The 25,216-nt window shown below is 66.0% G+C and carries 25 protein-coding genes; 14 read left to right on the top strand and 11 right to left on the bottom strand.

Features of this window, described 5'->3' with window-relative positions; all coding sequences use genetic code 11:
* Positions 1–70 precede the first annotated feature (70 nt).
* Positions 71–925, top strand: a complete 855-nt coding sequence (locus tag QU595_RS18765) for an RNA polymerase factor sigma-32 (RefSeq protein WP_315924708.1) — start codon at positions 71–73, stop codon at positions 923–925.
* 100 nt (positions 926–1,025) lie between these two features.
* On the opposite strand, the gene QU595_RS18760 is transcribed toward QU595_RS18765, so the two are convergent.
* Both QU595_RS18760 and betI read right to left on the bottom strand, forming a co-directional pair.
* Entirely contained in the window at positions 1,026–2,108 is a 1,083-nt protein-coding gene (locus tag QU595_RS18760; RefSeq protein ID WP_315924707.1) for an extracellular solute-binding protein, read from the bottom strand.
* Between the two features lie 27 nt (positions 2,109–2,135).
* Positions 2,136–2,822, bottom strand: coding sequence for a transcriptional regulator BetI (betI, locus tag QU595_RS18755; RefSeq protein ID WP_315924706.1), 687 nt, complete (start codon positions 2,820–2,822; stop codon positions 2,136–2,138).
* A 300-nt stretch (positions 2,823–3,122) separates the two neighbouring features.
* Between betI and QU595_RS18750 the strand changes: the two genes are divergently transcribed.
* A complete protein-coding gene (locus tag QU595_RS18750; RefSeq protein WP_315924705.1) occupies positions 3,123–3,374 on the top strand; it encodes a hypothetical protein in 252 nt (83 codons plus the stop codon).
* A 12-nt stretch (positions 3,375–3,386) separates the two neighbouring features.
* Here the strand turns inward: QU595_RS18750 and QU595_RS18745 are convergent, their stop codons facing one another.
* Entirely contained in the window at positions 3,387–4,445 is a 1,059-nt protein-coding gene (locus QU595_RS18745; RefSeq protein ID WP_315924703.1) for a dipeptidase, read from the bottom strand.
* Positions 4,446–4,587: 142 nt separating this feature from the next.
* Here QU595_RS18745 and QU595_RS18740 point away from each other — a divergent pair, with 142 nt between their 5' ends.
* Positions 4,588–6,099 (top strand): malonyl-CoA synthase, encoded by a 1,512-nt coding sequence (locus QU595_RS18740; protein ID WP_315925680.1) that lies wholly within the window; start codon positions 4,588–4,590, stop codon positions 6,097–6,099.
* Between the two features lie 52 nt (positions 6,100–6,151).
* Here the strand turns inward: QU595_RS18740 and phaR are convergent, their stop codons facing one another.
* On the bottom strand, positions 6,152–6,763 hold the full coding sequence (gene phaR, locus QU595_RS18735) for a polyhydroxyalkanoate synthesis repressor PhaR (protein ID WP_315924702.1): 612 nt from the start codon (positions 6,761–6,763) through the stop codon (positions 6,152–6,154).
* Positions 6,764–7,068: 305 nt separating this feature from the next.
* On the opposite strand from phaR, the gene QU595_RS18730 reads away from it, so the two are divergent.
* Both QU595_RS18730 and QU595_RS18725 read left to right on the top strand, forming a co-directional pair.
* Positions 7,069–8,253: an acetyl-CoA C-acetyltransferase gene (locus QU595_RS18730; RefSeq protein ID WP_315924700.1), complete on the top strand. Its 1,185-nt coding sequence runs from the start codon at positions 7,069–7,071 to the stop codon at positions 8,251–8,253.
* A gap of 216 nt (positions 8,254–8,469) precedes the next feature.
* A complete protein-coding gene (locus tag QU595_RS18725) occupies positions 8,470–9,192 on the top strand; it encodes a beta-ketoacyl-ACP reductase (protein ID WP_315924699.1) in 723 nt (240 codons plus the stop codon).
* Positions 9,193–9,315: 123 nt separating this feature from the next.
* Here the strand turns inward: QU595_RS18725 and tlpA are convergent, their stop codons facing one another.
* Entirely contained in the window at positions 9,316–10,026 is a 711-nt protein-coding gene (gene tlpA, locus QU595_RS18720; protein ID WP_315924698.1) for a thiol:disulfide interchange protein TlpA, read from the bottom strand.
* 46 nt (positions 10,027–10,072) lie between these two features.
* Here tlpA and argH point away from each other — a divergent pair, with 46 nt between their 5' ends.
* The 4 genes from argH (at position 10,073) to QU595_RS18700 (ending at position 15,935) form a co-directional block, all read left to right on the top strand.
* Positions 10,073–11,473: an argininosuccinate lyase gene (gene argH, locus QU595_RS18715; RefSeq protein WP_315924697.1), complete on the top strand. Its 1,401-nt coding sequence runs from the start codon at positions 10,073–10,075 to the stop codon at positions 11,471–11,473.
* Positions 11,474–11,588: 115 nt separating this feature from the next.
* On the top strand, positions 11,589–11,798 hold the full coding sequence (locus QU595_RS18710) for a hypothetical protein (protein ID WP_315924695.1): 210 nt from the start codon (positions 11,589–11,591) through the stop codon (positions 11,796–11,798).
* 18 nt (positions 11,799–11,816) lie between these two features.
* Positions 11,817–13,082, top strand: coding sequence for a diaminopimelate decarboxylase (gene lysA, locus QU595_RS18705; protein ID WP_315924693.1), 1,266 nt, complete (start codon positions 11,817–11,819; stop codon positions 13,080–13,082).
* A gap of 249 nt (positions 13,083–13,331) precedes the next feature.
* Entirely contained in the window at positions 13,332–15,935 is a 2,604-nt protein-coding gene (locus QU595_RS18700; protein ID WP_315924691.1) for a TIGR02302 family protein, read from the top strand.
* 79 nt (positions 15,936–16,014) lie between these two features.
* On the opposite strand, the gene QU595_RS18695 is transcribed toward QU595_RS18700, so the two are convergent.
* The 4 genes from QU595_RS18695 to QU595_RS18680 form a co-directional block, all read right to left on the bottom strand.
* A complete protein-coding gene (locus QU595_RS18695) occupies positions 16,015–16,872 on the bottom strand; it encodes a LysR substrate-binding domain-containing protein (RefSeq protein ID WP_315924689.1) in 858 nt (285 codons plus the stop codon).
* A gap of 275 nt (positions 16,873–17,147) precedes the next feature.
* On the bottom strand, positions 17,148–17,525 hold the full coding sequence (locus QU595_RS18690) for a response regulator (RefSeq protein WP_315924687.1): 378 nt from the start codon (positions 17,523–17,525) through the stop codon (positions 17,148–17,150).
* Positions 17,526–17,625: 100 nt separating this feature from the next.
* Positions 17,626–18,168: a hypoxanthine phosphoribosyltransferase gene (gene hpt, locus QU595_RS18685; RefSeq protein ID WP_315924685.1), complete on the bottom strand. Its 543-nt coding sequence runs from the start codon at positions 18,166–18,168 to the stop codon at positions 17,626–17,628.
* A gap of 27 nt (positions 18,169–18,195) precedes the next feature.
* Positions 18,196–18,828: a hypothetical protein gene (locus QU595_RS18680; protein WP_315924683.1), complete on the bottom strand. Its 633-nt coding sequence runs from the start codon at positions 18,826–18,828 to the stop codon at positions 18,196–18,198.
* Positions 18,829–19,034: 206 nt separating this feature from the next.
* Here QU595_RS18680 and ftsE point away from each other — a divergent pair, with 206 nt between their 5' ends.
* The 4 genes from ftsE to QU595_RS18660 all read left to right on the top strand — a co-directional run bounded on the left by ftsE (position 19,035) and on the right by QU595_RS18660 (position 22,396).
* On the top strand, positions 19,035–19,694 hold the full coding sequence (gene ftsE, locus QU595_RS18675; protein ID WP_315924681.1) for a cell division ATP-binding protein FtsE: 660 nt from the start codon (positions 19,035–19,037) through the stop codon (positions 19,692–19,694).
* Entirely contained in the window at positions 19,687–20,688 is a 1,002-nt protein-coding gene (locus tag QU595_RS18670) for a cell division protein FtsX (RefSeq protein ID WP_410000527.1), read from the top strand. Before ftsE ends, QU595_RS18670 begins: the two co-directional genes overlap by 8 nt.
* Before the next feature lie 89 nt (positions 20,689–20,777).
* Positions 20,778–21,497, top strand: coding sequence for a YdcF family protein (locus QU595_RS18665; protein WP_410000526.1), 720 nt, complete (start codon positions 20,778–20,780; stop codon positions 21,495–21,497).
* A gap of 104 nt (positions 21,498–21,601) precedes the next feature.
* Positions 21,602–22,396 carry a 1-acyl-sn-glycerol-3-phosphate acyltransferase gene (locus tag QU595_RS18660; protein WP_315924679.1) on the top strand — a complete coding sequence of 265 codons (795 nt, stop codon included), beginning with the start codon at positions 21,602–21,604 and terminating at the stop codon, positions 22,394–22,396.
* 18 nt (positions 22,397–22,414) lie between these two features.
* Here the strand turns inward: QU595_RS18660 and QU595_RS18655 are convergent, their stop codons facing one another.
* On the bottom strand, positions 22,415–23,362 hold the full coding sequence (locus QU595_RS18655; protein WP_315924677.1) for an aldo/keto reductase: 948 nt from the start codon (positions 23,360–23,362) through the stop codon (positions 22,415–22,417).
* Between the two features lie 120 nt (positions 23,363–23,482).
* Positions 23,483–24,040 carry a gamma-glutamylcyclotransferase gene (locus tag QU595_RS18650; RefSeq protein WP_315924675.1) on the bottom strand — a complete coding sequence of 186 codons (558 nt, stop codon included), beginning with the start codon at positions 24,038–24,040 and terminating at the stop codon, positions 23,483–23,485.
* Between the two features lie 119 nt (positions 24,041–24,159).
* Here QU595_RS18650 and QU595_RS18645 point away from each other — a divergent pair, with 119 nt between their 5' ends.
* Positions 24,160–25,158, top strand: coding sequence for a DUF2125 domain-containing protein (locus tag QU595_RS18645; protein ID WP_315924673.1), 999 nt, complete (start codon positions 24,160–24,162; stop codon positions 25,156–25,158).
* Positions 25,159–25,216 lie beyond the last annotated feature (58 nt).

The following is a 25,216-nucleotide window of genomic DNA, read 5'->3' as shown; positions in this document are numbered from 1 at the left end:
TGTAGGGCGCCCTCCGGGCTTTTCAAGCGCAGGCGCCATCGGTCGACAGCCAGACTGCCGGGAGAGTCCCATGGAAGACACAGCTGGACGCACGTTCATCCGCGCTGCGATGGCCGCCCCCTACCTCGAGCGCGACGAGGAGCACGAACTGGCCAGGCGGTGGAAGGAAGCCGACGACCAGGAGGCGCTGCACCGCATCGCCGTCTCCCACATGCGGCTGGTCATCGCCATGGCGACCCGCTTCCGGCATTTCGGCCTGCCGATCAGCGACCTGGTGCAGGAAGGCCATGTGGGGCTGCTGGAGGCGGCCGCCCGCTTCGAGCCCGAGCGGGACGTGCGCTTCTCCACCTATGCGACCTGGTGGATCCGCGCGTCGATGCAGGACTATATCCTGCGCAACTGGTCGATCGTGCGCGGCGGCACCTCTTCGGCGCAGAAGGCCCTCTTCTTCAACCTTAGGCGCCTGCGCGCCAAGCTGGCCAACGGGACCGAACCGCTGTCCAACGCGGCCGTCTATCGCCAGGTCTCGGCGGCGCTCGGCGTGCCAGAAGCCGACGTGGCGATGATGGATTCGCGCCTGTCGGCACCCGACAGCTCGCTCAACGCGCCGCTTGCCGACGAGGGCGGCAGCGCCGAGCGCATGGACTTCCTGGTTTCCGAAGACCCGCTGCCCGACGAAGTGGTCGGCGAGACCATCGACATCGAACGCCGCTCAGGCTGGCTGCGCGCCGCGCTCGGCGCGCTGAACGCACGCGAACTGCGCATCATCGAGGAGCGGCGGCTGACCGACGAGGGCGCCACGCTGGAAGAGCTTGGCGCCACGCTCGGCATCTCGAAGGAACGCGTGCGCCAGATCGAGGCGCGGGCGCTGCAGAAGCTCAAGGTCGAACTGGTCCGGCAAAACCCGGAATTCCTGGCGGCGTGACGGCGCGAGCGGCCGGCTGGGGCATGTCGCCCGAAAACGGGAACCGGTTTTAGGACAACGGTACGCTTGAAGGCGATCGCGTCCCAGCCGTGCCGGCCAGTCAGTACCCGGCCTTGATCTTCTCGAACTCGGCGATCATCTTCTGCTTGAGGTCGGACGGCACCGGCGACTGGAACCACACCCTGTCGGTCTGCTCCAGCGCGGCATCGTAGCCTTTTTCCTTGAGCACCTCTGGCGCGACGCCCTCCATGCCCTTCACGTTCGCATGGCCGTATCCCCAGTCGCCCACCAGCGTCTTGGCGACCTGCGGATCGTTGATGGCGTTGAGGAAATCATACGCCTTGTCCTTGTTGCCGGGCGCGTCCTTGAACATCACATAGCCGCACACCCAGGTCGAAAAGCCTTCCTTGGTGTCCTTCTTGGTCTTGATCGGCGCGCCGTTGGCGACGGATTGCACGGTGGCGTCGTTCCAGGCCCAGGCGAGATCGATCTCGCCGCCCGAAAGCGCCTGCACGATGTCGGTCGTGTCGGTCCAGTAGAGACGCACGTTCTTGTGCACCTGGCGCAGGAAATCCGAGGCCTGCTTGAACTGCTCGTCGTTCATGATCGCGCCGTTCTTGAGCCCTATGGCGATCGCGGCCAGCGCATAGGCGTCGTCGACATTGTCCCCGATCGACACCCGGTCCTTGAACTTGGGGTCGGCGAAGGCTCGTACCGACTGGATGTCCTTCTCGTCGACCTTCTCGCTGTTGTAGGTGAGCTGCGTATTGCCCCACTCGAACGGCAGGAACCAGACCTTGCCGTCATCGGAATAGACCAGGTCCTTCATCGCCATGATCTGGGGGTTGAGGTCCTTCCATCCAGTGATTTTGGAAGGGTCGAGCGGCTGCAGCAATCCCGCCTCGCGCCATTTGACGACATTCTGCGAGCAGGGATGGGCAAGGTCGGCCTTGAAGCCCGAGCGGATCTTCTGGAAGGCCTCCTCCTCCTCCCCGAAGAAGCTGAAGGTCGGCGAGTCGCCGTATTTCTCGACATATTTGGGATGGAAGCCCGGCGCTTCATAACCGGCCCAATCGAACACGATCAGGTCCTTGTCCTCCGCAAAAGCGATGGCGCCGGCTGACACCGCCAGCGAGGCGGCCAGCGCCAATGCCATCGTCAGGCGCCGCGTCACAGTCTTCATAGTTCCTTCCTCCCGGTTGCCGATGGTTCAATCCTTCGCCGGCCTCCCCGTCTCGCCAGCGCAATGCGCGGGAAACACCGATTTCAGGAATTCATTGGCCGCCTGAAGCGCGCTCTCGCGGCTGACATTTTCCGCCCCCATCATCAGCCGCAGCCACAACCCTTCCAGCAAGGCGCTCAGCGCCAGTGCGATCGCCTGCGGATCGTAGGCGTAGCCGGCGTCCTGCTTCAGGAGGCGGCAGAGATCGAGGATGGTGTTCTGGTAGTCCGCGTCGCGCGCGCCCGACAGGGCCTGATAGGTGGGGCGGGTTTTCGCCTCGCCCCAGAAGGCGCACCAGGCGGCGAGCTTGCGCTTGTTGCAGATCGAACGGTCGAAATCGGCCGCCACCAGCGCCTGCAGGCGCCGCGCGGGGTCGTCGCCGGCCTTGGCCAGCGCGGTCCGCCAATGGGCCGAATATTCGTCATACATATGCTGCAGCGTGGCGACGAGCAGCTTTTCCTTGCTTTCGAAATGGAAGTTGACGATGCCGCGCGACAGCCCCGCGCCGTCGGCCACGTCCGCCATGGTGGTGCCGGAATAGCCGCGCTTGGCCAGGGAATCGATGGTGGCCTCGATGAGCTGCAGCTGCCGCGTTTCCTTGGAGGCCTTGCGGCCGCGGCGCTCGGAATCGGTTCTGTCGGCGGCCTTCGCCGCCTGCCGTTGCGTCGTCTTCATCGCTGCCGCCATGCTCCACATTGCCGGCTAGCGCTCCTCGCCCGGCTTCCACCCGCGCAGATCAGCAAGACGATGCGCGTTGCTGTCAAGAACCTTCTGCATGGCTGGGCGGCCCTCATTGCTCCTGATGCCCGGAAGCCTACTCCGCTTGCCGCAAAACACAATGCTGTTTGTTGAACATTCATTCAAAATATCTGGACGGACGCTCTTTGCCGTGCGAGGCTGCTGAAACCGGAAGAAGCGAAAACCGGGACGGTGGCGACTGTCCATCAGGGTCGCCCGCCCGCCGGAGTTCTGAGCATGGACGAGGAGGACCCCGACTTCGCCGAGCAGTGGCGGCTGGTCAACATGCCGCTCGGCGAGGCATGGTCCGGCCGCACGCGTTATGCGGCGGCCATGTGGTTCCACAAGCGCGGCGCCATGGATGCCGAGACGCTGGAAATCTATCGCATCTGCTCGCGGCTCGACGCGGAAGATCCGCTGCCGATCATCCGCGACCGTGGCGTCGGCAAGGACTGGCTGAAGCGCATGGGTTTCGCCGACAGGCGATAGTTGCTCGCCGGCCTACCCGATGGTGCGCTCCAGCACCCTGATCCAGTTCTTCCAGGCGATCTTTTCGATCAGTTCGCTTCCGTAGCCATGCGCGGCAAAGGCCGCGATCAGTCTCGGCAGGCCGGAAACGTCGCCGATCGCGGAAGGTATCTGCGCCCCGTCGAAATCGGAACCCAGGCCGACGCCGTCCTCGCCGACCTTTTCCAGCAAGACGTCGATGTGGCGCAGCATGGTGTCGAGATCGGCGTCCCGCATCATGGAGCCGTCCGGCCGCAGGAAGCCGCGCGCGAAATTCAGGCCCACCATGCCGCGCGTCTCGCGGATCGCGCCGAGCTGCCAGTCGGTCAGGTTGCGTGCGCTGGCGCTGATGGCGTGCACGTTGGAGTGGGTCGCCACCAGCGGCGCGATGCTGATGGCGGCGACGTCGCGAAAACCCTTCTCGTTGAGATGCGACAGATCGACCATGATCCCCAGCCGGTTGCAGGCCCTGACCAGCGCCTTGCCGGCATCCGTCAGCCCCGGGCCGATGTCGGGCGACGAGGGAAAGCGGAACGGCACGCCGGTGCCGAACGCGTTCGCCCGGCTCCACACCGGCCCGAGCGAACGCAGCCCGGCGGCATGAAGCACGTCCAGCAGGGCGAGTTCGGGATCGATCGCCTCCACGCCCTCGATGTGGAAGACCGCCGCGATGGTTCCTGCCGCCATGGCTGCGCGAATGTCGGCGGCCTTGCGGCAGATCTTCAGCGCGCCGGCCCGCTCCAGCCTGAACAGGATCGAGGCCATGGCCAGGGTCGAAACCCGCGCCTCGTCCATCGGAAGCTCGGGCGGCAGCTTCTCGTCGCCGCCGGGCATCGCCGGCACCGGGCCGCCGGACTTTTCCGGCGGCGGCGGGAAAATGGCGAACATGCCGCCGGCAAAGCCGCCCTTTTTCGCGCGCGGCAGGTCGATATGCCAGTTCGCCGGGGCGCCCTGCATGAACAATTTTTCCTTGTCCGGCTCGGGCGAGCGATAAAGCTGGAGCAGCGTGTCGTTGTGGCCGTCGAAGACCGGGACGAGCTTGGTTTCAGTCATTTTAGGCCAGCCTGATGCGTTTCGACGTGCCTGTGTAGGCAAGAGCGGAGCGGAGCGCAAATGCCAGGGCGATATTCACGCTTGTGGCTGGAGGCGCGGAGTGCTGGAAAGGGAAACCGCTATCGAACAGGACGGCTCCGTGATGCCAAACCCGCTCTATGACGCGCTCTTTCGCCCGCATGAGGGTAACGAAGCGGTCTTCCTGTCCCTCAAAGACGGCCGCGATATCTCCTATGCGGAGTTCATGCGGCTGGCGGCGCGGCTGGCAAACGCCCTCGCCGCAAGCGGCGTGCAACCCGGCGACCGCGTTGCGTTGCAAGCCAGGAAATCGCCGGAGGCGCTCGGCGTCTATGCCGCCTGCGTGACGGCCGGCGCGGTGTTCCTGCCGCTGAACACGGCCTACACGCCCGCCGAAGTGGAGTATTTCGTCACCGATGCGGGCGTGAAATTGCTGGTTTGCGACAGCGCCTCGCGCGCCGCGCTGGAACCCGTGGCGCAAAAGGCCGAATCGGCGCTGCTGACGCTGGACGCGGACGGCGGCGGAACGCTTGCCGACCTTGCCCGCAACCAGCCGGCAGGCTTTGCCGCCGCCGAACGCGGTCCGGACGACCTTGCCGCATTGCTCTACACCTCCGGCACGACGGGACGGTCCAAGGGCGCCATGCTCACCCAGGACAATCTGCTCTCCAACGCCGAGGCCCTGGTGGATGCATGGCGCTTCACCGCCGCCGACATGCTGCTCCATGCCCTGCCGATCTTCCACACCCACGGCCTTTTCGTGGCCAGCAACGTCACGCTTCTGGCCGGCGGCGGCATGGTCTTCCTGCCCGGCCTCGACATGGACGATCTGGCGGCGCACATGCGGCGCGCCACAACCATGATGGGCGTGCCCACCTTCTACACCCGCATGCTGGCCGATCCGCGCTTCGACCGCGCCCTGACCGGGCATATGCGGCTGTTCATATCCGGCTCGGCGCCGCTGCTGGCCGAGACCCACCGCGACTTCGAGGCCCGAACCGGCCAGCGCATCCTCGAGCGCTACGGCATGACCGAAACCAACATGAACACCTCCAACCCCTATAAGGGCGAGCGCCGCGCCGGCACGGTCGGGCAGCCGCTGCCGGGCGTCGCGCTGCGCATCGTCGACCCGGAGACCGGCGCGCCGGTGCCGCCGGGCGAGGTCGGCATCATCGAGGTGAAGGGCCGCAACGTCTTCAAGGGCTACTGGAACATGCCCGAAAAGACCGCGCAGGAATTCCGGACGGACGGCTTCTTCATCACAGGCGACCTCGCGACCATGGACGCCGACGGCTATGTCACCATCGTCGGCCGCGCCAAGGACCTGATCATCTCGGGCGGCTACAACATCTACCCGAAGGAGATCGAACTGCTTCTGGACGAGCAGCCCGGCGTCGCCGAATCGGCGGTCATCGGCGTGCCGCATCCCGACATGGGCGAAGGCGTGGTCGGCGTGGTCGTGCCGCGCAACGGCGCGGACCTGTCGGAAACCGTGCTGCTTGGCGCGATCGCTGGCACGATCGCCCGTTTCAAGCAGCCGCGCCGCATCTTCGTCGTCGACGAATTGCCGCGCAACACCATGGGCAAGGTGCAGAAGAACGTGCTGCGCGACCGCTACAAGGATACGTTCGGCTGATTGCCGGCCGGAGCCGTTCAAAGCCCGGCCCCGCGGGATTTTCAAAAGAGCTCTAGGACATCTTGTCGAGCTTGCGCTGCATGGCCGCGATCTGCTCCTTCAGTTCCTGCAGGTCGTCGGACTTGGCGGGCGGCTCGGGGGCTTCCCTCGTCGCCGGGTCCACCGTCGCCGCGCCTGCGCCCGCCTGCGGGAAGGGCGTGAACATGCGCATCGCGTTCTGGAACATCTCCATGTTGCGGCGCGTCTGTTCCTCGATCGCCTTCATCGGCGTCGCCATCTTCATCACGTCCATGGGCGTCTTGCCCATCGCCGTCTTCATCTGCTCGCGCAGCCGTTCCTGTTCCTTGGAGAAGGCGATCATCGACTGTTCGAGAAAGCTCGGCACGATCATCTGCATCTGGTCGCCGTAGAAGGCGATGAGCTGGCGCAGGAACGAGATGGGCAGCATGTTCTGCCCGTCCTTGTTCTCCAGCTCGAAGATGATCTGCGTCAGCACAGGATGGGTGATGTCCTCGCCGGTCTTGGCGTCCTGGACGGTGAAGTCCTCGCCCTTCTTCACCATCTCGGCGAGATCCTCCAGCGTCACATAGGTGCTGGTCCCGGTATTGTAGAGGCGGCGGTTGGCGTATTTCTTGATGACCACCGGCTCGTCTTTCGCTGCCATCCGGATCCTCCCGCGGGACACCGGCAAGCCCTGTAAGCGGCCGGTGACGATTGCATGCCGGTCGAGGATATGCGCAAAACCGCCACAATTCCAAGCGGTTTGTGCAGTGCGGGAAATATCCGTCGCGCCGAGGCCCGCGAAAAATGCTGCGCAGCATGATTTTTGCCGCCCGGAGCATCGATGCTTCGCAACGCAGCATCGACCGTTTCCAGCCGCCGGCGCTGCCATTTCCGGTTTGACTCGCGCCCCGGAAAGGGCAAGAAAAGTCCGAGACCTTTCTGGAAACCGTCCTCTGGAGACCGCTCATGCCCGCTTCCAGCTCCATCGTCGTCGCCAGCGCGGCGCGCACGCCCGTGGGATCCTTCAACGGTTCTTTCGCCGCCATGCCCGCTCATGAACTGGGCGCGATCGTCATCAGGGAATTGCTGGCGCGCGCCGGCGTCGAGGCCACAGAGGTGGACGAGGTGATCCTCGGCCAGGTGCTGACGGCCGCGCAGGGCCAGAACCCGGCCCGCCAGGCGTCGATGGCGGCGGGCGTGCCGAAGGAGGCTTCGGCCTGGAGCCTGAACCAGGTCTGCGGTTCGGGCCTGCGCGCCATCGCCCTCGGCATGCAGCAGATCGCCACCGGCGACGCCAGGGTCATCGTGGCAGGCGGGCAGGAATCCATGTCGCTGTCGCCGCATGCCGAGCACCTTCGCGCCGGCGTGAAGATGGGCGACTACAAGATGATCGACACCATGATCAAGGACGGTCTGTGGGACGCCTTCAACGGCTACCACATGGGCGTCACCGCCGAGAACGTCGCCCGCCAGTTCCAGATCACCCGCGAAGACCAGGACCGGTTCGCGCTCGCCTCGCAGAACAAGGCCGAGGCCGCGCAGAAGGCCGGCAAGTTCAAGGACGAGATCGTCGCCGTCACGGTCAAGGGCCGCAAGGGCGACACGGTGGTCGAGGACGACGAATACATCCGCCATGGCGCCACCATCGACGCCATGCAGAAGCTGAAGCCCGCCTTCGACAAGGAAGGCACCGTGACCGCCGGCAACGCCTCCGGCATCAATGACGGCGCGGCCGGCGTGGTGCTGATGACGGAGGAAGAGGCTGCGCGGCGCGGCATCACGCCGCTCGTGCGCATCGCTTCCTGGGCGACGGCCGGCGTCGATCCGTCCGTCATGGGCACCGGCCCGATCCCTGCCTCGAAGAAGGCGCTGGAAAAGGCCGGCTGGTCGGTCGGCGACCTCGATCTGGTCGAGGCCAACGAGGCTTTCGCGGCGCAGGCCTGCGCCGTGAACAAGGGGCTCGGCTGGAACCCGGACATCGTCAACGTCAATGGCGGCGCCATCGCCATCGGCCACCCGATCGGCGCATCGGGCGCGCGCATCTTCAACACGCTGGTTCATGAAATGAAGCGCCGCGGCGCCAAGAAGGGCCTGGCCACGCTGTGCATCGGCGGCGGCATGGGTGTGGCCATGTGCGTCGAAGGAATGTAAGCGTCAGCAACGAATAAAGAAATATTCCGGTAGGGCAAGAAGAAGCCGAAGAACACCCGGGTCGGGGCGACATGCCTGACCTGGGTAATTTTTCTTGCCTCAGGATTATTTCACCGCTGTTTTTTGATCGATTTGTCCATCTCGCTCGATTTTCCTGTTGCTCTCTCGCCGCATTCTCTCCTTTACTGGCCATAACAAGTTCTGGAGGAGAACATCATGAGCAGGACAGCACTCGTCACCGGCGGAACCCGCGGCATCGGCGCCGCCATATCGATCGGCCTCAAGAACGCCGGCTACAAGGTCGCCGCCAACTATGCCGGCAACGACGAGGCCGCCCAGAAGTTCAAGGCCGAGACCGGCATCCCGGTCTACAAATGGTCGGTCGCCGACTACGACGCCTGCGCCGAGGGCATCAAAAAGGTCGAGGCCGATCTCGGGCCGGTCGACATCCTGGTCAACAATGCCGGCATCACCCGCGACGGCATGTTCCACAAGATGACGCGCGAGCAGTGGAACGAGGTGATCGGCACCAACCTCAACGGCGTGTTCAACATGACGCACCCGGTTTGGAGCGGCATGCGGGAAAGAAAATTCGGCCGCGTCATCACCATCTCCTCGATCAACGGCCAGAAAGGGCAGATGGGCCAGGCGAATTATTCGGCGGCCAAGGCCGGCGACATCGGCTTCAGCAAGGCGCTGGCGCAGGAAGGCGCGCGCGCCGGCATCACCGTCAACGTCATCTGCCCCGGCTACATCGCCACCGACATGGTGATGGCGGTGCCGGAGAAAGTGCGCGAGAGCATCATCGCGCAGATCCCGGTCGGCAGGCTGGGCGAGGCGGACGAGATCGCGCGCTGCGTGGCGTTCCTGGCCTCGGACGACGCCGGCTTCATCACCGGCTCCACCATTTCGGCCAATGGCGGGCAGTATCTCGCCTGACGTCGGCTTGCAGCGGCGAAAATCAAAACGGCGGCATCCGGGAAGGATGCCGCCCTTTTTGCTTCGACGCTTCCTCTCGAACGCCCATTTCTGCGGCTGATTTTGAACCGGTAACTCCGCCGCTCAGGGCGCCAGCGCGGCCTCGACCAGCTTCCTGGCGTCCGGGCTCGCCCATTCGGCGGGACCGTTCATGTGGCCGATAAGACAGCCCTGCCCATCGACCAGCATCGTCACCGGCAGGCCGAGCGCCAGCCCGCGCTGCTTGGCCTCGTTGAACAGCGCCATGGAGGCGTCGCGGTAGAAGCCGAGCGACTTGACGCCGATGTCCTGCAGGAACTTCTTGGGCTTCTCGTCGGCCCCGGCATCGACGTTGACGGCCACCACCTCGAACCTGTCGCCGCCCATCTCCTTCTGCAGCGCGTCGAGCGCCGGCATCTCGGCCCGGCAGGGCGCGCACCACGTCGCCCACAGGTTGACCAGAAGCGTCTTGCCGCCCCCGTCCTTGCCGGTGATGCCGGCTATGGTCGTCGGCTTGCCGTCAGGACCGTTGAAGGCGAACGTCTTGACCGATTGCGGCGGTTCGGCCGGCATCAGCGCAGCCACCTGCCCCGTCGCTGCAGCAGCCACCGTTTTGGCGTGGCCGGCCTTGGCCGCGCAGGCGGTGTCTTCCGCGCTCGGCCCGCTGCCGCCGGCCTGCGCCGTCGCGCCCTGATCCTTGCCATCGTTGCCAAGATGGCTTTCCTTGACATATACCGCGACCGCGCCCGCCAGCGCCCCGGCAACGAGGGCGGCCAGGATGAGGCGCGGGGCCGGAAAGAGTTTGCGCTCTGCCATTTTTCAAGACTGCTCCCGATACGGGTTATTGCGACGGGTTATAGCCATGGACGACAGCAAGGCCAGCAACCAGATGTGGGGCGGACGATTTGCCTCGGGTCCGGCGGCGATCATGGAAGCCATCAACGCCTCGATCGGCTTCGACCGGAAGCTCTACGCGCAGGACATCCGCGGCTCGCTCGCCCATAGCGAAATGCTCGCCAAGACAGGCATCATTTCGGCGGCGGATCAAGAAAAGATCGCTCACGGCCTGAACACGATCCTGAAAGAGATCGAGGACGGCAGGTTCAAATTCTCGACCCGCCTAGAGGACATCCACATGAACATCGAGGCGCGCCTTGCCGAGTTGATCGGGCCGGCGGCCGGACGCCTGCACACGGCGCGCTCGCGCAACGACCAGGTGGCGGTGGATTTCCGCCTCTGGGTGAAGGACGAGCTTTTCCGCGTCGCCGAGGCGCTGAAGGGCCTGATCGGGGCCTTCCTCGAACGTGCTGAAGAGCATGCATCGACCGTCATGCCGGGCTTCACCCACCTGCAGACGGCGCAGCCGGTGACCTTCGGCCACCATTGCATGGCCTATGTGGAGATGTTTTCCCGCGACCTGTCGCGGGTGCGCGACGCCATCGGACGCATGGACGAGAGCCCGCTGGGAGCGGCGGCGCTCGCCGGCACCGGTTTTCCCATCGACCGCCACATGACGGCGCGTGCGCTCGGCTTCCGCGAACCGACCCGCAATTCGCTCGACAGCGTGTCGGATCGCGACTACGCGCTGGAATTCCTCGGCATCGCCGCGATCTGCGCCACGCATTTGTCGCGGCTGGCTGAGGAAATCGTCATCTGGTCGACGCCGCAATTCGGCTTCGTGCGGCTTTCGGACCAGTTCTCGACCGGTTCGTCGATCATGCCGCAGAAGAAGAACCCCGACGCGGCCGAACTGGTGCGCGCCAAGACCGGTCGCGTCAACGGCCACCTGGTCGGGCTGCTCACCGTCATGAAGGGCCTGCCGCTGACCTATTCCAAGGACATGCAGGAGGACAAGGAGGCCGTCTTCGACGCCGCCGAGACGCTGGACCTGATGCTGGCCGCCATGACCGGCATGGTGCGCGACATGACCGTCAACGTCGCGGCGATGAAGAAGGCGGCGGGCTCCGGCTATTCCACCGCCACCGACCTTGCCGACTGGCTGGTGCGGCGGCTCGGGCTGCCCTTCCGCGAGGCGCATCACGTCACCGGCCGTGCCGTGGCGCTGGCCGAGCAGAAGAAGGTGGGGCTGGAGAAGCTTTCGCTGGAGGACCTGCGCGCGATCCATCCCGGCATCGAGGACGACGTCTTTTCCGTGCTTGCCGTGCAGAACTCGGTGAAGAGCCGCTCCAGTTTCGGCGGCACCGCGCCGGCGGAAGTGCGCAAACAGGTCCGCTATTGGAAGAAGAGGCTGGCCAAGGCCTGATAGCGGGGTGCAAAGGCGGCGCAACTCGATTATAGCACTTTGCGCAGGATGATCGGACCCGGGAGATGCCTCGGGTCTTCGGCAACGGCATATGCAAGGCAGCACGGGTGGACCGATGACCGCAGGCAGGATGATGGTGACGCTGGCGCTTGTGGCCACGATGGCGGCGGTGACGGCCTGCGGGCGTCGCGGCGACCCGCTGACGCCCTATGACGCGGCGGTGCAGGCCCGCAAGGACGCCGAAAAGGCCAAGCAGCCGCTGCCGCCGGAGCCGCAGAAGCCGGACAGGAACAAGCCCTTCATCCTCGACAGGCTCATCCAGTAGCGTTCGGAACCACCCAAAGTGAACCATTTCGAATACCGCGACGGCGTGCTCCATGCCGAGGACGTGGCGATCCCCGACATCGCCGCCGCAGTCGGCACGCCTTTCTACTGCTATTCGACGGCGACGCTGACGCGCCACTTCCGCGTGTTCAGCCAGGCTTTCGCCGATCTCGACGCGCTGGTCTGCTACGCCATGAAGGCGAACTCCAACCAGGCGGTGCTGACGACGCTGGCGAAGCTCGGCGCGGGCGCCGACGTCGTCTCGGAAGGCGAGTTGCGCCGGGCGCTGGCCGCCGGCATTCCGGCCGGCAAGATCCTGTTCTCGGGCGTCGGCAAGACTGCGCGCGAGATTGATTTCGCGCTTGGGGCGGGCATTCTGTGCTTCAACGTCGAATCCGAGCCGGAACTGGAGCTCCTGTCCGCCCGCGCCGTGGCGCTCGGCAAGACGGCTCCGGTCTCGCTGCGCATCAACCCGGACGTGGACGCCAAGACCCACAGGAAGATTTCCACCGGCAAGGCCGAGAACAAGTTCGGCATACCCTGGCAGCGCGCCCGCGCCGTCTATGCCCGCGCGGCCGAACTGCCGGGCATCAGGGTCACGGGCATCGACACCCACATCGGCAGCCAGATCACCGAGTTGCAGCCTTTCGACGACGCCTTCGCCTTGCTGGCGGAACTCGTCGGCACCTTGCGCGCCGACGGCCATGAAATCGAGCATGTGGACCTCGGCGGCGGCCTGGGCATTCCCTATCGCGTCGACAACGCGCCGCCACCGCTGCCGGACGCCTATGCCGCCGTCGTCAAGAAGCACGTCACCAGGCTCGGGCTGAAGGTGATGTTCGAGCCTGGCCGCATGATCGTCGGCAATGCCGGCATCCTCGTGTCGGAAGTCATCTATGTGAAGGAAGGCGACGCGAAGAACTTCCTGATCGTCGATGCGGCCATGAACGACCTGATCCGCCCGACGCTCTACGATGCCTTCCACGACATCCGCCCTGTCGTGCAGCCGCCCGCCGGCGCGCCGCGCATGAAGGTGGACGTCGTCGGCCAGGTCTGCGAGACCGGCGACTATCTGGGGCTGGACCGCGACTTGGCCGCCATGAAGGCGGGCGATCTGATCGCCGTCGGCACTGCCGGAGCCTATGGCGCGGTGCAGGCGGGCACCTACAATACCCGCCTGCTCGTGCCGGAAGTGCTGGTCGACGGCGATCGTTTTGCCGTAGTGCGCCCGCGCGGCAGCTATGAGGAACTGATCGGACAGGACCGGCTGCCGGACTGGCTCTAAAGCATGTCGCCCGAAAGTGGGAACCGGTTTCGGGACGACGGCATGCTTGAACAAGAACTTGAAGCGCGTCGTTTGAATCCGTCCGCTCGATAAGCGATTTAAGGTCCGTAGCCGGCGGGCGGCCGCAATCGCCGCCCTTTCATGGAACCGCCTCGCCTTTGCCGTGTTTGCTGTTATGCTTCCGAGGAGGGACCGCGTCCGTTCGGCCGGTCCCGAGACGGGCTCTTGCAGGCCGACGATGAAGGGTCGATGACGGAACGCCCCGCAGCAAATACCAACGGCCTTCGGGCGCGACTGGCCGCAAGCCGGCTCGCCACGGGTGCCGTCATGGTCGTGGAACGCGGCTGGCCGCTGGTCCTGCCGCTGGTCCTGCTTGTCGGGCTTTTCCTCAGCCTCGCCTGGCTCGGCCTGTTCGCGCGCCTGCCCGACACCGCACGGCTATCCGTGCTTGCCGGCTTCGCCATCGCCGGTCTGGCCTGCCTCTATCCGCTGCGCTTTTTCCGCTCGCCCCAGCCAGGCGAGGTCGACCGCCGGATCGAGGCCGCGAACGCTCTGCTCCATGCGCCCATCCGGACCCAGGCCGACCGCCTGAGCGGCCCCGAAACGGGATTTTCGCACGCGCTGTGGCAGGAACACCAGCGCCGCATGGCCGCCCGCCTCGACCGGCTCGGCGCCGATCTGCCGCGCACGCGCATTCCCGAACGCGACCCGTGGGGCCTGCGCGCCGTCGTCGCCCTGCTCTTCGTCGTGGCGCTGGCCTTTTCCTATGGCCCGCTCGGCGGTCGCGTCGCGGACGCGTTCCGGCCGCGCGCCAGCGTCGAGGCAGTACCGCCGCGCATCGACGCCTGGGTCACGCCGCCCGCTTATACGGGCAAGCCCCCCGTCCTGCTCACCGCCGGCGTCAGCCAGAGCGGCAGCGTCTTCACCGTGCCGGCGGGCAGCGCCCTTGCGCTGCGCATAACCGGCGGATCAGGCGACGAGACGCTGGGCTTCACCGGCGCGAACGGGACCAGCCGCGCCATCGACCCGGAGAAACCGGACGCGGCCGCGAACAAGGCGCAGCCGCTGGCGCCCCCCGCTTCGGCTGCCGCGGCCGCGCGGCAGTTCGCCGGAAAGCTCGACAGCGATGGTACGCTGGTGCTGCAATCCGGCGGGGACGAACTGGGCCGTTGGGCCTTCAAGGTCATTCCCGACCGTCCGCCGCACATCGCCTTCGCGGGCGAGCCCAAGCGTGCCGTCAACGGCGCCTTCGAGCTCAACTACAAGATCGATGACGACTATGGCGCGGCTTCGGCGAAGGCCGATTTCGCGTTGGCCGAACCGCAGCCCCCGAAGGCACATCCGCTCTATGACGCGCCGGATATGCCGCTTACGCTGCCGCGCCGCGGCGGCAAGGCCGATACGGCCAGGACCAGCAAGGACCTCACCCAGCATGTCTGGGCCGGCAGCCAGATCAAACTGACCCTCGAAGCGACCGACGACGCCGGCCAAACCGCCAGGAGCGAGACCAAGACGGTGGTGATGCCGGAGCGGCCCTTCACCAATCCGCTCGCGCGCGCGGTGATCGAACAGCGCCGGCTGCTGGGGCTCGACGCCAATGCCAAGCCGCGCGTGCTCGGTCTGATGGACGCCATCACGCTGCGCCCGGAAGACACTTTCGGCAACATGGCGCATTATCTGGCGCTGATGAGCGCCCGCAGCCGCCTGAAGCTGGCGCAGAACGACGACCAGTTGCGCGGCGTCGTGTCCTATCTGTGGGACATCGCGCTGGGCATCGAGGAAGGCGATCTCTCGGCCGCCGAGAAGCGCCTGCGCCAGGCGCAGCAGAACCTGCAGGATCTTCTGAAGAACGGCGCCAGCGACCAGGAGATCGACAAGGCGATGAAGGAACTGCGCCAGGCGATGGACGAGTTCCTGCGCGAATTCGCCCAGCGCAACCAGCAGAACCAGAACGCCATGCAGACCCCGCAGGGCGCGCAGGAGCTGCGCGAGAGCGACCTGAAGCGGCTGATGGACCAGATCGAGAACCTCGCCAAATCCGGAAATCGCGACCAGGCCCAGCAACTCCTGTCGCAACTGGAGAACATGATGAACAACCTTCAGGCCGGCCGCCGCCAGCAGCCGAGCCAGGAAGACAGCGAGATGCGCCAGCAGATGGACAAGCTCGGCGAGATCATGCGGCGCCAGCAGGAGATGATGAACGAGACCTTCCGGCTGGACCAGATGCAGCGCGGCCAGAACGGCCAGGACCGGCAGGACGAGTTCGGCATGGACGACCAGCAGGGCCAGCCCGGCAGCCAGGGGCGCCCGAAGCAGGGGCAGAACGGCAAGCCCCAGAACGGCAAGCCGATGACGCCGCAGGAATTCGCCGACGCCCTGAAGCAGTTGCAGGAAGGCCAGGGCAAGCTGCAGGGCGATCTGGACCAGTTGAAGAAGAGCCTCGAAGGCATGGGCATGGAGCCGAATGAAGGTTTCGGCGAGGCTGGCCGCGCCATGGGCGATGCCGAGCAGTCGCTGGGCCAGGGCGAAGGCGAACAGGCCGTCGGCCAGCAGGGCCGCGCCTTGGAGGCGCTGCGGCGCGGCGCCAAGGACATGATGCAGCAATTGCAGGCCATGCAGGGTGACGATGGCAAGGGCGGACGCGGCGCCCGCGGCGAGAATGCGGACCGCGATCCGCTTGGCCGGCCCCGCGCCACGAACGGGCCGGATTTCGGCGATTCGGTGAAGGTGCCCGACGAGATCGACGTGCAGCGCGCGCGCCAGATCCTCGAAGCCATCCGCAAGCGGCTGGGCAACGCGCTCTCGCCCGATGTCGAGCGCTCCTATCTGGAGCGGCTGCTGGAGCTGAAATAGGCTTCGGCACGGACCGGCGCTTCGGCGAGCAGTTCCACATGGCAAAGCCCGGCGCGACCACGGGCGCCGGCAACGTGTTTTATCGGCTGAAGAACGCTTCCCGGATGGCGCTCTCCATGCCATCGATGGCCTCTCCGGAGGCTGCCGGATTGCGATGCAGCACAACATTGGACGCATCGACATGGCCGAAACCTTCCTCGGCCGTAAGTTGGCGGCACCCGGCGGGAATGTTGCTGCGCGAGATCGGCGCGATCGCCAGGCCCGATGTGACCGCCAGCCGCAAGCCGCCATTGGTGTCGCAGGTATAGGCGACCCGATAGCCGAGGCCTCCGTCCTGCAGCGACCTGATCGCATAGTCGCGGCACCAGCCTTCGCGATTGTAGAGCGCGATCGGCACCGGCCGCCGCTGGTGCGTATCGTGGAATTCGGACGTCACCCACACCGTCGGGTCGTGCATCAGCACCTCGCCGCTGTCATGGCCCTGCCATTCGAACACAACCGCAAGGTCGAGCTCCCCTGCCGCGAGCGACCTGATCTGCGAGGCGGAATGGGCGTAACGCACCGTCACCTCGACATGCGGATGCCTCATGGCGAAGGCCCCGAGCGCCCGCGACAATATCGCATCGCCATATTCGGCCGGAATGCCGATGCGCACGAGGCCGCCCAGTGGCGGCGCGGTGATGGAGGCCGCCGTTTCGTCCAGCAGCGCGACGATACGGCGGGCATTGGTGATGAGTTCGCCGCCACGCCGGGTCAGCGCCACGCCGCGCGATCCCCGCTCGAACAGGGCGCCGCCGACCATGCCCTCCAGCTTTTTCATCTGCATGGAAACAGCGGACTGGGTGCGGCCGGCCAGTTCGGCGGCCTTGGTGAAATTCCCGGTGTCGGCTACGGCCACGAAGGTGCGCAGCAGATCGCTGTCGAGAGAGAACCGCATGAATCGACATCAGAAAAGTTGATATCAGCTATCATCCCAATTCGTTTGCCACATGTCAAACGGTGAGGGATAGTTACCTTACCATTGCCACGCGGCCACGACGGCTGCGGACAAGCGGTCCTCACTCTCATGCCCGCCGGCCGAAAGCTGGCGGGTTTCTTTTGGCATGTCGGCCGAAAAACGGGCCGGCTGCGGATCAGGGGATGCGCAAAAACAGGGGGAATCCGCGCCTGACATGCGCAGATGAAAGATCGCGGCGAGCCGGTGGCTGTCGCCTATGCGGCTCGCGGCAAGGCCAGCGCCCGGCCGACCCGGTCACGGATTTCCGCCAGGGTGAACGGCTTCTGCATGACGTCGAGCACGATGCCGTTCAGTTCCTCGGCCCGCTCGCGCTGCTCGGCATAGCCGGTCATCAGCATGATCTTCAGCATCGGGAACGTCGCCGCGGCCGTCATCGCCATCTCGATGCCGTCCATTTCCGGCATGCGGATGTCGGAGACGACGAGATCGTAGCCGCCAAGCGATGCCTTGATGCAATCCAGCCCCTGTGCCCCGTCGGCGGCGACGTCGACGGAATGGCCGATGCGCTCCAGCGCGCGGGCGGAAAGGGTGCGGACGGACTCGTCGTCCTCGACGATCAGTAGCTTTGCCATGCGCCGGACATTGGCGCCCAATCGTTAAACTTTCCCTGAAAGCCGCGCGAGAGGACGAATTTTCGTGCCGCGCCCGCTGTCCTGAGGCGGCCGCGCCGGCTCAGGCGTCGCCCTTGACCACGCCGACGAAAGGCAGTTCGCGGAAGGCATGGCCGACATCCATGCCATAGCCGACGACGAAATAGTCGGGGCAATCGAAACCGACATAATCGGCGTCGATCTCGGCCTTGCGGCGCATGCGCTTGTCGAGCAGCACGGCGAGGGAGCAGCTTCTGGCGCCGCGCGACATCATCAGGTCGCGGGTGAACTGCAAGGTCTTGCCCGATTCCAATATGTCGTCGATCAGCAGCACGTCGCGCCCGGCGACCTCGTTGTCGATGTCGCGCAACACCCGCACCTGCCCGCTTTCGGTGCCGGCGCCATAGCTGGAAATGAAGATGAACTCGACCTCCGGCGAAAGCCCGGCATCGTGCATGGCGCGGATGAGATCGGCCGCGAAGACGAACGACCCCTTCAGGATCGAGATGACCAGCAGATCCTGGTAGTCGTGAGCCGCGATTTCCTTGGCCAGTTCCAGGTTGCGGCGAGCGATGGCCGACGCCGAAAACAGAACCTCGATTTCCTTGCCGCGCACGACCGGCATGAAGCGCCCTTCCTTCAAAGATGATGCCTATTCGGCGAAGCTGACCGAGACGGCCGTAACCCCGTTTCTAGGCACCTCGACGCGGCTGGAAAAGGCAAATCTTTCGCCCGGCGCCAGCGGACGGCCGGATGTCCCCAGCCTGTAGCGCGTGATCCGCCCGTCATTGCCGGTCACGTTCACGGCGAGCGGCGGCAGGGCGGCCGCCGCGACGCCGTCATTGCCGGCCTCGCCGTCGACGATGAGCACGGACTTCGGCCCCGAACTGTCGACGCGGGACGTGACGCCCGAAATGCTGAGCGCCGCCTCCTCTCCATGCTGTGCAAGGGCGGAAGCCTGGCGCACCAGCATATGCCCGCCGCAAACCCAGAAGGCGACCAGTGCGAGGCTGATGCCGGCGGTCCAGAAGGCCGGCCCGCCGCGCAGGCCGCGCCTGCGCGAAACCTGCGGTTCGGCCCGGCGCAGCATGTCCATGCCCTCGGGCGCGGCGGACGGCCGCTCTTCCCGCGGGTTGGGTGCGCTCGTGCCGGCGGGCTGGCCGGGCAGGACCTCGAACTCGGCCTCGACCACGTCGCGGTCGCGATTCGGCATGTCCGAGGGCGCCGGGCCGGCGCCGGTCATGATTTCGCCGGAAACCGGGCGTGCGTAGCGTTGCTCGGCCATCGCGGCCTTGTTCGTCCCTGTTCGCTGTCCGTTGCCATTTCGTAACCTGAAATGGTTAACGCTTCCCCCTTCGGAGCCCTTTTGCCACGTTCGAAAGCCCTAAAATTTAACCGACCGTTAACGATACCGGCACATGGTCGTTTCGTAGAAACGGGCGCCGCTTCGCCCGGCAAATTCATCGAACAGGATAATCCGGGTCGTCGAACGTGATCCGCTTCGAAAATGTCGGTCTTCGCTATGGCATGGGACCTGAAATCCTTCGCGATATCACCCTGCAGATCCCGGAGCGCTCCTTCCAGTTCCTCAGCGGGCCGTCCGGCGCCGGCAAGACGACGCTGTTGCGTCTGCTCTTCCTGTCGCTGAAGCCGACGCGCGGGCTGGTCACCGTCTTCGGCAAGGACCGCTCGCTGATCTCGCGCCGCGAACTGCCGCTGCTGCGCCGCCGCATCGGCGTGGTGTTCCAGGATTTCCGCCTGCTCGATCATATGACCACCTACGAGAACGTCGCCCTGCCGCTGCGCGTGCGCGGCCGCGAGGAGGCCAGCTACCGCACCGACGTGACCGAACTGCTGAAATGGGTTGGCCTTGGCGAGCGCATGCATGTTCTGCCGCCGGTCCTTTCCGGCGGCGAGAAGCAGCGCGCCGCGATCGCCCGCGCGCTGATCGAGCAGCCGGAAATCCTGCTCGCCGACGAGCCGACCGGCAATGTCGACCCGCAGCTCGCGCGGCGCCTGCTGCGCCTGTTCATCGAATTGAACCGGCTGGGCACCGCCGTCGTCATCGCCACGCACGATCTCGGCCTCATGGACCAGGTGGACGCGCGCCGCCTAATCCTGTCCGGCGGAAGGCTGGACATCTATGACTGAGATGCCCGCTCCCGGCACCGTCGCCGGCCATGACAGGACGGACCGGACGGAGGCAGCCGCCGCGCAGCCGCGCGCCTTGCGCAGGATGACGCCGATCGTGCCGGCGCAGAACATCGCCGGCCGCGCGCTGGTCTGCGTCATCGCCATCATGACCTTCCTGTCCTGCCTGACATTCGGCGCCGTGACGCTGGTGCGCGACACCGCCTCGGTCTGGGAAAACCAGATATCGCGCGAGGCGACGATCCAGATAAAGCCGGCCGACGGGCTGGACATGGAAGCCTCGCTCGCCAGCGCCGCCGAGATCGCCTCCGGCTTCGCCGGCGTGAAAGGCACCAAGATCGTCGACCGCGAGGCGACGGCGCGGCTTCTCGAGCCGTGGCTGGGGAGCGGCCTCGACATCGACCAACTGCCGGTCCCGCGCCTCGTCGTCGTCACCATCGATGAGAACAATCCGCCCGATTTCGCTGCCCTGCGCACGGCGATCGCTGCAAAGCTGCCCACCGCCTCGCTTGACGACCACCGGACCTGGGTGGACCGGCTGGTCGCCATGGCCCACACCACGGTGACCGCCGGCATCGCCGTGCTGGCGCTGATGCTGTCGGCAACGGTTCTGACCGTCGTCTTCGCCACGCGCGGCGCCATGGCCGGCAACGGCCACATCATCGAGGTGCTGCATTTCGTCGGCGCCGAGGCGCGCTTCATAGCCCGCGAATTCCGCCGCCAGTTCCTCGTCACGGGCATGAAGGGCGCCGGCGGCGGCGGCGCCGCCGCCATCCTGGTCTTCATCGCCTTCTCGTGGTGGGCCGGCCGCAACATGGCGACCCCGCAGGCGGATCAGGCGGCAGCCCTGTTCGGAACCTTCTCCATCGGCTGGGCCGGCTATCTCGGCGTCGCGCTCATGGTGCTGGTGATCGGCGCGCTGACGGCCGCGACCTCGCACGCCACCGTGATCGCCTATCTGAGCGACATTGAAGTACGGCAGACCGATGGCTGAGGCGAGCCTGGGCGGGACGATCGACCGGAGGTTTCGGCCGCCTCGACCGATCTGCCATCTATCAAACGACGCAATTCAGGGTTAACGGTATGGTGATGAAGGGCCCTGACTCCATCGAATCGGCGCCCGTCGTAACGGGTATCGCCGCCTTTGACGGTCGCAAGCCGCGCCGCTGGTCGATCCTGCGCCTTGTCGCCGCTGTCCTTTCGATCGCGATCGCGGCCTTCGTCGGCGGTTTCGGCTGGTTCGCCAGCCATGTCAGCCATCTGCGCACCCCGGCCGACCCGGCCAAGGCAGACGCCATCATCGTGCTGACCGGCGGCCAGTCGCGCCTGGACGCGGCGCTCGGCCTGCTGGCGTCGGGCAAGGGCGAGCGGCTCCTGATCAGCGGCGTGCACCCGTCGGCGACCCGCCGCCAGATCCAGGTGGCCACCGGCGGCGACAAGCGGCTGTTCTCCTGCTGCGTGGACATCGACCGGGCCGCCCTGGACACGATCGGCAATGCCGAGGAAAGCGCCAAATGGGTGGAAAACCACGCCTATGGCAGCGTCATTCTCGTCACCAACAACTATCATATGCCCCGCAGCCTGCTGGAAATGGGCCGGCTGCTGCATGGCGCGCGGTTGGAGCCGTACCCGGTCGTCAACGCCGATCTCGGCGACGGAAGCTGGCTGACCAAGCCAGAGGCGTTGCGCGTGATGTTCACCGAATACAACAAATACCTGCTGGCGCTGGCGCGCGGCGTCGTACCGGTGAAACCGACGCCGGGCGGCATCGCACTGGCTGAAATCCCCATATTGCGGCGCTAGAACCATCAAAGCGCGCCGGTATCGTATCGTCCGGCTTTCCTTTTGATCCGGCTTTGGTGTAACCAGCGCACTCGTTCCTTCGCCGTCCTCCCGGGCCTTCGCGCATGCTCTATATCCGTTCGCTGGCGTTCAACCTGGCCTTCTACGCCAGCCTGGTCGTCCAGATGATCCTGTGGGCCCCCTATTATTTCCTGTCGCCACGGCACCGGGCCTGGCTGGTGCCGAAATTCTGGTCGCGCAGCAGCCTGTGGCTCTACGACAAGATTGCCGGCACCCGCAGCGAGATAACAGGCCAGGAGAACCTGCCCGAAGGCTCCTTCATCCTGGCGCCGAAACACCAGTCGCTGTGGGACACCATCGCCTTTTTTCCCTATCTGAAGGATCCGCTCTACATATTGAAGCGGGAACTGACCTGGATCCCCTTCTTCGGCTGGTACGTCCTGAAGATGCGCATGATCCCGGTGGATCGCGGCAGCCGCTCCAAGGCGCTGCGCACCGTGGTCGCGGCCACCCGGCAGGAACTGGCGCGCAATCCGCGCCAGCTCATCATCTATCCCGAAGGCACGCGCCGGCCGCCCGGCGCGGAACCGGCCTACAAATACGGCATCGTGGAACTCTACAAGCAGCTCAACGTGCCGGTGGTGCCCGTCGCGCATCAGGCGGGCCTCTATTGGCCGCGCCGCAAGTTCCTGCGCTTTCCCGGCACCATACGCGCCCGCTTCCTCGCGCCGATCCCGCCCGGGCTCGACAAGGAGGAATTCATGCGACGCCTGGTCGGCGAGACGGAGACCGCATGCGACCGGCTGCTGGTCGAGGCGGCGCAGGCATCCAACCCGCCGCCGCTGCCGCCCACGGCGGTGAAGCGGCTGGCCGAATTGAAGGCCGAAACCGCGGACTGATCCGCTACCGCCGGCCGCTCAGGCGCCGGCCTTGTCCAGTTCGGCGATATCGGCCTGGCTGAGCTTCAGCGAAGCCGCCCTGACCAGGCTATTCATCTGCTCGAGGCTCGTGGCGCTGGCGATCGGCGCGGTGATGCCCGGACGCGCCATGATCCAGGCCAGGGCCACCTCCGCCTGCGCGGCGGCGTGCCGTGCTGCGATGCCGTCCAGAGCCGCCAGGATGCGCATGCCGCGCGGGTTGAGATAGGCTTTGACGCCCTCGCCGCGCACGCTTTTGCCGAGATCGCCGATGCCGCGGTATTTGCCGGAAAGGAAGCCCTTGGCCAAAGCGTAGTAGCTGATGACGCCCAGTCCCTCGGCCATGCACAGGTCCCGCAGCGGCCCCTCGAAGGAGGAGCGGTCGTAGAGATTGTATTCCGGCTGCAGCACCTCGTAGCGCGGCAGGTCGCGCAGCCTGGCGACATCGAGCGCGGCGCGCAACTGGCTGGCGTCGAGATTGCAGGCACCGATATGGCGCACCTTGCCTGCCGCGATCAGCTTCTGATAGGCGCCGAGCGTTTCCTCATAGGGCACGGTCGGGTCCGGCCAGTGCGACAGATAGAGGTCGATGGCGTCCGTCTGGAGACGTTTCAGCGAGGCCTCGGCCGCCTTCTCGATATAGGCCGCGGAAAGGTCCTTCTTCCCCTGCCCCATATCTGAGCCAACTTTGGTGATGACGATCACCTTGTCGCGGTTGCCGCGCGCCTTCATCCATTTCCCGATGATGGTTTCCGATTCGCCGCCCTTGTTGCCGGGCGCCCAGCGCGAATAGGCATCCGCCGTGTCGATGGCATTGAAGCCGGCGTCCACGAAGCGGTCGAGCAGATCGAACGAGGTCTTCTCGTCCGCCGTCCAGCCGAAGACATTGCCACCCAGGACGAGCGGCGCGATTTCGAGGGCGGTGGAACCAAGGCGGCGTGTTTGCAAGGCTAGTCTCCAATGCTTGGCGAAGCGGGACGCTTCCGGTCCGGGACCGATCGGCATTCATGAAACGAGGCGCTGCATGAACGTCGATTCGCCCCTAACCTAGGCTCCGTGATTCCCATATCAAAGGCTTGACAGCGCTTTTGCTTCCTCTTCTTTGCCATGCCCGCCGACACGTCGCGCAACGCCCTCCAGCCAGCGGTCGCGGATGCCGAGCGCTTCCAGATGCTCTATGGTATTGAAGAGATAGTCCTCGTTACGGCCCGACTGCCCGGCGGAACCCGCCACCACGGCGGCGGCGTCCGCCTCGCCCAGCGCGCCGGCATATTGCTCATGGCGCCGATCCACGACGTAGGCGACGGCGGGCACGCTTTCGCCGCTGGCCAGCCGCACGTCGAGCATCCGCTCAAGATAGACATGCGTCACCAGCTCGCGTTCACGCAGATAGCCGACGATCTCCTCCCGCAACTCTCCCGGCACACGGAAGGCGAGCCCGACGCACGAGCCGCCGCGGTCGAGGCCGAGCACCAGGCCCGGCCGCTCGCGCGTGCCGCGATGCACGAAGGAATAGACGCAGAGCGAGCGGCGATAGCCGAACAGCCGCGCCCGCTGCGTCTCGACATGCGCAAAACCCGGCCGCCAGATCAGCGAACCATAGCCAAAAACCCAAAAATCGCCCATATGCGAAGCCTGTATGGGCCGTAGGGGCGCGCCCCGCCGGCCTTCCCTGTCCCTTTCCGGTGCTGGCTGCCATTGCCGGCGCCATTCCGGAACCTCCCACGCGTAGCGAGAGCCGCAGCATGACGTCAAGTGACGAGCGCCAGCCGAAACCCCGCCGCAGCCTGTGGTGGCTTGTCTTGCTGGTCCTGCTGCTGTTTGGCCTTTACAGCGCGGGCTGGTTCTGGCTCGCCGAACGCGTCCGCAACGAAGCCGACAACGCTGTTCTGGCCCTGAACACCAAGGGCATCCAGGCGGCCTGCGCCAACATGCAGGTGAGCGGCTATCCGCTGCGCTTCAACGTGAGTTGCGACAGCATGGCCTATGAGGACGACGCCCACAGCGTCGCCGCTTCCGCCGGCAAGCTGAACGCGGTGGCGGGCCTGCCCCGGCCATGGCTGTCCACGGCCGAGATCGGCGGCCCGTTGCGCATGACGGCGCCGGGCATGGCGCCGCTGTGGATCGACTGGGACAGGCTGAACGCCGAAGCCTCGCTCTCCTGGCCGTTGCCGCGCGGCGTTACGCTCGACGCCGAAGGGCTTTCGGGCCAGACCGACCCGGCCGACGACAGCGATCCGGTGCAATTGTTCAGCGTCGGCAACGCCACGGCCGAACTGCGCCCCCAGGGGCAGGACCTCGACTATGCCGGCCGCTTCTCGGACCTTGAGATCGATCCCCAGGCCATCGGCGGCCGCACGGTGCCACCCTTGAACGGAAGCGGCGCGGCGACCTTGAAGAACGGCGTCGTCCTGCTTGCGGCGGTGCCGAAAACCCTGAGGGGACAGGCCGCGCAGATCGCCAATCTCGAACTGTCCTCGGGCGAGGCGCGGGTTTCGGTTTCGGGCCCCGTCTCGGTCGGTGCCGACGGCCTGATCGACGCCGACCTGACGATCGCCCTGCAGAACCCCAAGGCGGTGGCGGAGGTGCTGGCCGGGGCCATCCCCGAGAAGGCGGACCAGATCCGGCAGGGCTTCGCCGCCCTCGCCTTGCTCGGCAACAAGCCGACGATGCCGCTCAGGATCGTCAAGGGCAAGGCGTCGCTCGGCTTCATCCGGCTGGGCGACATCAAGCCGGTGGACTGACGGTCCATCACCAGGCCCTGCAAGCGCTCTTGCAGGGCAGTTACGCCGGCTTAGCACC

Origin of the sequence: Mesorhizobium sp. SP-1A (genome assembly GCF_032460275.1) — a bacterium.
Taxonomy (GTDB): Bacteria; Pseudomonadota; Alphaproteobacteria; order Rhizobiales; family Rhizobiaceae; genus Mesorhizobium.
The sequence above is the reverse complement of the archived record's forward strand: the minus strand, read 5'-3'. Positions and strand labels throughout refer to the sequence as shown.